This is a genomic window from Clostridium punense (assembly GCF_017874425.1).
GTDB lineage: Bacteria > Bacillota > Clostridia > Clostridiales > Clostridiaceae > Clostridium_J > Clostridium_J punense.
The window spans coordinates 1-6,692 of record NZ_JAGGLL010000070.1; the positions used below are offsets into that span (position 1 = coordinate 1).

A 6,692-nucleotide genomic window follows, 5' to 3' on the forward strand; every position below is an offset into this window, starting at 1 on the left:
TTTATATAAAAATCATAGACAAATTGAACTGAAAAATATACAGAAAATTAATTGCTTAATTGGAAAATTAAGTTATTCGGAATATGAGTTATAAATGCCACCTACAGGGTTAGAACTAATTTATCTATGAGATGCTATATTAATGTTGTGGCTAATCATAAAAGGAAATCACTATAAACTAATGTTCAAAGTTATAGTGATTTCCTTTTTTAATAATATATTATTAATACTTGAATCCTTTTGGAGATAAATATAAATATTATTTATATTATAAAAACCTATAATATCCATGGACAATACTTTCTTTCTAATACATCTATGGTCTTGAATATCACTAACCCCATAACACTTAGCCCAAGGATTCCTGCAAACATTTCTTCATAATGAATTATGGTAAATGCATTCATTATGAAGTATCCAATGCCATAAACTGTTGCAAAGTTCTCGCTAAAAAACAAAACGGATATACTAATTCCTATAGTTATTCTTAAGGAGGAGAATAGTTTAGGAAGTATAGCTGGAAGTATTAAGTGAACATACTTCTGAGTTTTAGATAGTCCTAAAGTTTCAATAGAATAAAATAATCCTTTAGGAATCTCTTTAATTCCGTCCCTTACTGCAATTTGTATTTGAAATACTATTATGGTAATTATAAGAATAACCTTTGGCATATCCCCAAAGCCAAATAGAATTAAAAATACTGGAAGAAATGCTATTTTAGGTATAGGGTAAAGGATATAAATTATTGGAGAAAATAGTTCATCCATCTTTTTATTTAACCCCATTCCAATCCCTAATGGTACTGCTATTATTAAAGAAATTAATATTGCCAATAAAATTCTGTAAAAACTATAAACTATGTGCAGAAGCAAGTCTCCTCTTAAAAGAGTAAAAAAAGTTATTACTACTTTGTAGGGTGAGGGAATAATTGATGAGTTAACTAGTAAATGCGCAGTATACCAAAGAAAAACAATGATTAGAGTGCCTTGTAATGTTTTATTTTTCCCCATTATTCTTAATAGCTTTACTCTTGATATAGCCACTTTCTTACCTCCCTACAAATACTATAATAGCTATCCTTCTCCCGAATATCACTTTGTCCAAAATAAGGATTTGAGATTACTTTTTTTATTCTTCCTTTTTCCATTACCACAATATTTTGTCCCAAAAATACTGCTTCCTCAATACTATGTGTTACAAGAACTAGAGTCATAGGATGGTTCTTATAAAGTTCTAAAATTAAGTTTTGAAGCTGTTCTTTAGTTATTTCGTCTAGGGCAGAAGTAGCTTCATCACAAAGTAGCAAATCTGGATTTAATACTAAGGTTCTCCCAATAGCTACCCTTTGCTTTTCTCCTCCACTTAGTTCATGGGGATACTTATTTATGTGCTCAGTTAGATTAAGCTCTTTTAAAATATCCTTAACCTTTTCATCAATTATATTTTTATCTATATCTCTACTCTTAAGCCCAAGGGCTATATTATGCCACACAGTTTTCCAAGGTAATAATCCTAAGTCTTGGAGTATAACTCCCGTAGCTTTTCTATAGCCTTGAAGAGTTTTTCCCTCTATTAAAACTTCACCACAGCTTTCTCTTATTAATCCAGCCAAGATGTAGAGTAATGAGGTCTTCCCACAACCAGAGGGTCCAATAATAGCACAGGTTGAGTTTTTTTCAATATTAAAGCATATATTATCCAAAGCCGATTTATCATCGTAATTTAAACAAAGATTTTTTATGTGAATCATATTTTCACTCCTTTAGCAAAAAACACCCCAAAGGGTGCTTTCATACTATTTTATAAAGTTAAAATTAGATACGTCCTCATACTTATAATCATTTTTAACTGTATTTTTCGTTTTAGTCCATTTTAATACATCTTCAAAGGTTTCTTTTGGTATTTGAGCAGCCTTTTCATATTTTGCTCCGCTATTTAAGTAATCTTTAATAGTATCTGAAAAAGTATATTTATTTAAATAGTTTCCATACTTTTCAACACTTTCAGTATTAATTAAATCTACTGCCTTGTTATAAGCTCTATAAAAAGCTTTTATCCCATCAGCATTATTATTTATTGTATTTTCGTCAAAGAGCACTGATCCTGCTTTTATATTGTATTCCTTTGAAGAAGCTAAAACCTTAGCACCTTTTTCTTTTAGCTGAGTTGCTTGTGGTTCAGTAAACATAACTCCACTGATTTTATCTGCTAATAAGGCTTCAAAACGTGCTGGAATGGAAGGAATATTTACTACTGAGTAAGTAATATTATTCTTTTCAGCCATTTTATCCATAATATACTCTAAAACAAAGTTTGGAACTAGAGAAACATCCTTCTTATCTAGTTTTTGGAAGGAGTCTATCCCTGAGTTTGGTGAAGTTAAAAGTTTAAAGTCTTCATTTATATCTGAAGTTATTTTCATTTTAAAGCCGCCATCGTTAAGGCTTAACCCAGTCATTACATCAGCAATTGTTCCATCTAATTGTTTCCCTTGAACTGCTACATTTCTGTCATTTGGAGAGTTAAACATTGTTAATTCAACTTTTAACCCTTCTTTCTCAAAGAAGCCTTGCTCCTTTGCTACAATAAAGGGTATAGCTGATTCTGCTGGAAGTAATCCAAATCTTATAGGCTGAACCTCTTTTGGTTTACTTGAACACCCTGCAAGACCTAAAGTGGATGCTATTATAGTAATTGATGCAAGTATTGATACTAATTTTTTCATTTTGTCCTCCTTTATTGAAAAATATCCATGAATTTATTTATATCATAATTAATGAAAACTCCATATCTATGAAGCTTCATAGTATCAGTATCTACAGTATTTTTACCTTCTTCTGTAGTGAATCCTAACAAATACCCCCAAGCCTTTAAGTTTTCTATAACTTGCTCATTATAACCACCAAAAGGATATGCAAAAACTCCTTTAGTATTTACCAAAGTCTCACATTCCATTAAGTCTTTATAAAGGATTTCCTTATCTACAGCTTGTACCTCTGTGCACTCTTTTCTTCTTTTATGTAAACTAGCAGTATGATTAGCAAACTCAAATACATCGCTAATTTTCTCTACTTCTTCAAAGCTCATAGTTACCGATTTCTCAATTTTGTATTCCTGTGGCTGTGAAAAAAGCCAGTCTTTAACCACAAAGCCAACTGCATGAAAACCATATTTTTTAAGGATTGGATATGCGTAAATATACACTGACTTAAACAAATCATCAAAGGTTAAAAGTACAGCCTTTTCTGGTAGGGACTTGCCACTATAGTAAAAGTCCTTTACTTGTTGAAGTGTTAACGTTGTATATCCCTGTTCATGTAAGTATCTCATTTGCTTTTCGAACTCATCTAGAAAGCAAAATAATGACGTAGGCAATTTGTCTTCATATCCATCACTGACACAAATTCCTTCATTAATAGTAGGTGTAAAGTCTTCTCTTTTAATGATTTCATGATACATTAAGGTGATAAAACTATTCAAAAACTCATCTCCTATACACTAATGTTAATTATTATAACATTGTTAATTCCTAGATAATTATATTACTTTTGTAAAATAATATCAAACTTATTCTTAAGTAATCAGTAATTTCATCTTCTTCTTCACTTAAAAATGCGTAAAAACACAGAAAAGGCCAATCCATTTGAGACTAGCCTTTCTTATATTTATTATTTCTTATTTTTTCTATATATTTTCATTGAATTTACTTAACCATTGCTCAAGAATAGCTTTTAACTCAAAATGCATTGGTTTAGATGCTTCTTCTTTATATTGCTTCATTATATTTAGCACGGTTTTTTCCCCAGCAAATTCCTTTAGCATATGATCCATATTTTTAATTACCACTGTTTTTATGTTTTCTTTTCCTAATTCCTGAACAGATTTTAAATCATTCGAGTTTGCTTGAGCATCCTTATCTCCAGTAACTGCAAGAATTTCACAAGTAGCATTGCTCAAAATTTTAAGAATATCCTCGCTTGTATATTTGAAGTGCTCTCTAAACCATTTTGCTGGCATTTTCTTTCCTTTGAATCTCACAATATCTTCAGTAGAATTTACCATTATATTGTACAGGTCATCCTGTTGCTTTTGCAGTTTCTTTTCACTAACAGCTAATCTTAAAATAAATCCTTTCAGTCCCTTTAAAGTTTTTACTTCTTCTACAACTTGAGCATTTTGGTATAACAATGGTTCTCTAAGATTTGTTCCTGCACCTGCAATTAATACTATTCCTGCCACTGGAGTTATTGTACTTGCAATGGTTGATAAAATACAACCTTCGCTATGTCCAATTAAAATTATTTTGGAGCTATCTACTCTTTCATGGTTTTGTAGAAACTTAACATTACTTGTTATATCACTTACTAAATCCATCATTCCAGAAGTATAAGGATCTCCTTCACTTTCCCCTATAGCTCTTTTATCATATCTTAAAGTTATAAACCCAAGGCTAGTAATAAAATGTGCTAACTCTTTATATATATTGAATTTAATTTCAGGTTTTTTCATATTTCCATCTCTATCTGCTCCACCAGACCCATTTATTAGTAGTACCGCAGGCAACTTTTCACTATCACTTTCTGGAATTGCTATGGTTCCCTTTAAAATCACATCACTATTAATAACTACTGATTCTTCAACAAAATTTTTATTCATATTCTCCACACTCCCCACTCTTAGTTTCATATCCAAAATTACATCCTATATCAGCTTAATTTCTATATAACTATACATAAACTACATAAGCTATAATCATAACTCAACACTTATTATCTTTTTATTTTCTAATCCATTCATTATGACATTCTATTAATCTTCTTCTACAGTTGGCATAACTATTGTTGAAATCTTCCTAAGCCTTCTATCTGGTGAAGGTTTATTATCTCTAATTTTATCAAAGACCTTTATTAAATCACCTAAAAACTCTCTATATTCTTCATCACTTAAATATATTGCAGCACTTCTAAAAGTAACACCATCTTTAGCTAAATCTGAAGTTTCTATAGAAATATATCTTTCAAAGTCCCCTAATAGAATCATTAAATAATTGTAAAAAAGATTTAGATATTCCTCTTTTCCATGTTTATCCAACTCTTTAGTAATACTCAAATACGGATCTTTTTCTAAGCCATAAGTTTTTTCAACAGTTCCTCTAATTTTATTTTCTTTAACTACTACAATTGCATTAGATTTTAAAAGCTTATTAAGATGCCTATATAAAGTTGCCTGTGGCACTTGTGGCAACTCTTTTGCAATTTGCTGTACTGTCATTTCTTTATTTTTTATTAAGGCTTGAATTATTCTCATTCTTATAGGGTTTAAAATAACACTTAAAATTGAATTATCCATAAACTCCTCCTTTGTAGATTATTATCAAAATTGATAATAATCTTTGCACTTATTATTTTATTCTCATTTATGATAATAATCAATAGTTTTTTTATAATTATTTTTCATAAACTTTAAAATATTATAGGCATGTAATTCTGATAAGTTTTTCAGATTACATGCCTATTTTAAAATGTTTATCACTTATTATTAAGATTATTTTAAAAGTTTTATTTTATTCTTTAAACTAATATATTCAATGTGTCTATGTTAATTAGTTTAATGGTCCTTACTTTTAAATATCCAAATTAACTTATTGTATATTAATAATTTCAAGATCATCAGGCACTATTATATTACCTTTAAAATACTCTTTTCCTTCATTTACATAAAGTTCTTTTCTTTTAGTTATATTCTTATCCTCAGTATGATACATTATCAAAGTTTCAACTTTTAAGTTAGCTGCGTTCTCACAAGCTTCTTTTACAGTAACATGATGCTTTTCGTAAGGTTTAAAAATATCTCTTTGAGAATATAAGCAAAAAGCTTCATGAAGCAGGTAATTTGCATCCTTTGCATAATTAAATAGTGCCTCCCTATAAGGCTCATCCCCTAAGAAGGTAAGTTTTTTCTGATTACTTAGCAGCGTTGTAAATCCAAACTGTAATTGTTTTGTACTTCCAATATCAAAAAATTCTATCTCCCAGCTTAGTATCCATTCTTTACGTCCGTGGAATATTTCCACAAAATTAATCTTGTCATCTATGTACTTGGTAAATTTCTTTTCTAAAAGTAACCCGCATATGGTTCTTATAGCTTCAATGTTTTCTTTATGACAATAAACTTTTAAATCTCCTTCATATTTTCCGTTGATAATTTGCTGTGCTACAGCTCTAACAATCCAAACAATGCCTGTAATGTGATCATTATGTCTATGAGAAATAAAAACATGATGAATCTTATTTATTGGTATGTTTAGTTTCTCCAAGTTTGTTAAAATAGTATTTCCACCCCCTGTGTCCACTAAGAAATGTTCTTCTTCATGACTTAAGGTAAAACAAGTATTGTAACATTTCGTTACCATGGCACAGCCTGTACCCAAAATATTAATTTTTTCCATAATTACCTCCAAATTATTCACTATATATTTTGTTAACTTAACCTTCTGTTATCTGTGTTAAACCCTATGTATAGCAATTGTAAACCTCTTTTATTTTAATAATTCTTTATAAACTTAAAGATTGCTAAGTTTATACTTTAACTATTTAGTATATATGTTTTAATAAAGTTTCTACATTCTAATGCATAGCCTGTCTATGGTTTGAGTAGGAACTTTATTTATTGTATTAATAAAGCTCTTCACA

The 6,692-nt window shown here is 29.6% G+C and carries 7 protein-coding genes; all 7 read right to left on the minus strand.

The window, feature by feature from the left end:
• Positions 1-278: 278 nt before the first annotated feature.
• On the minus strand, positions 279-1,043 hold the full coding sequence (locus J2Z44_RS20960) for an ABC transporter permease (RefSeq protein ID WP_021282871.1): 765 nt from the start codon (positions 1,041-1,043) through the stop codon (positions 279-281).
• Positions 1,025-1,750 carry an ABC transporter ATP-binding protein gene (locus J2Z44_RS20965; protein WP_209650040.1) on the minus strand — a complete coding sequence of 242 codons (726 nt, stop codon included), beginning with the start codon at positions 1,748-1,750 and terminating at the stop codon, positions 1,025-1,027. The genes J2Z44_RS20960 and J2Z44_RS20965 overlap by 19 nt, the downstream gene beginning before the upstream one ends.
• A 45-nt stretch (positions 1,751-1,795) precedes the next feature.
• Complete coding sequence (locus tag J2Z44_RS20970; RefSeq protein WP_021282873.1) at positions 1,796-2,725, minus strand: ABC transporter substrate-binding protein; 930 nt, start codon at positions 2,723-2,725, stop codon at positions 1,796-1,798.
• 11 nt (positions 2,726-2,736) lie between these two features.
• The gene (locus J2Z44_RS20975; protein WP_021282874.1) at positions 2,737-3,480 is read right to left on the minus strand and encodes a polysaccharide deacetylase family protein; all 744 of its coding nucleotides are present in this window, start codon (positions 3,478-3,480) and stop codon (positions 2,737-2,739) included.
• 204 nt (positions 3,481-3,684) lie between these two features.
• Positions 3,685-4,656 (minus strand): alpha/beta hydrolase family protein, encoded by a 972-nt coding sequence (locus tag J2Z44_RS20980; protein WP_209650042.1) that lies wholly within the window; start codon positions 4,654-4,656, stop codon positions 3,685-3,687.
• A gap of 153 nt (positions 4,657-4,809) precedes the next feature.
• A complete protein-coding gene (locus J2Z44_RS20985; RefSeq protein WP_021282877.1) occupies positions 4,810-5,349 on the minus strand; it encodes a helix-turn-helix domain-containing protein in 540 nt (179 codons plus the stop codon).
• 292 nt (positions 5,350-5,641) lie between these two features.
• Complete coding sequence (locus J2Z44_RS20990; protein ID WP_021282878.1) at positions 5,642-6,448, minus strand: MBL fold metallo-hydrolase; 807 nt, start codon at positions 6,446-6,448, stop codon at positions 5,642-5,644.
• Between the last annotated feature and the right edge of the window lie 244 nt (positions 6,449-6,692).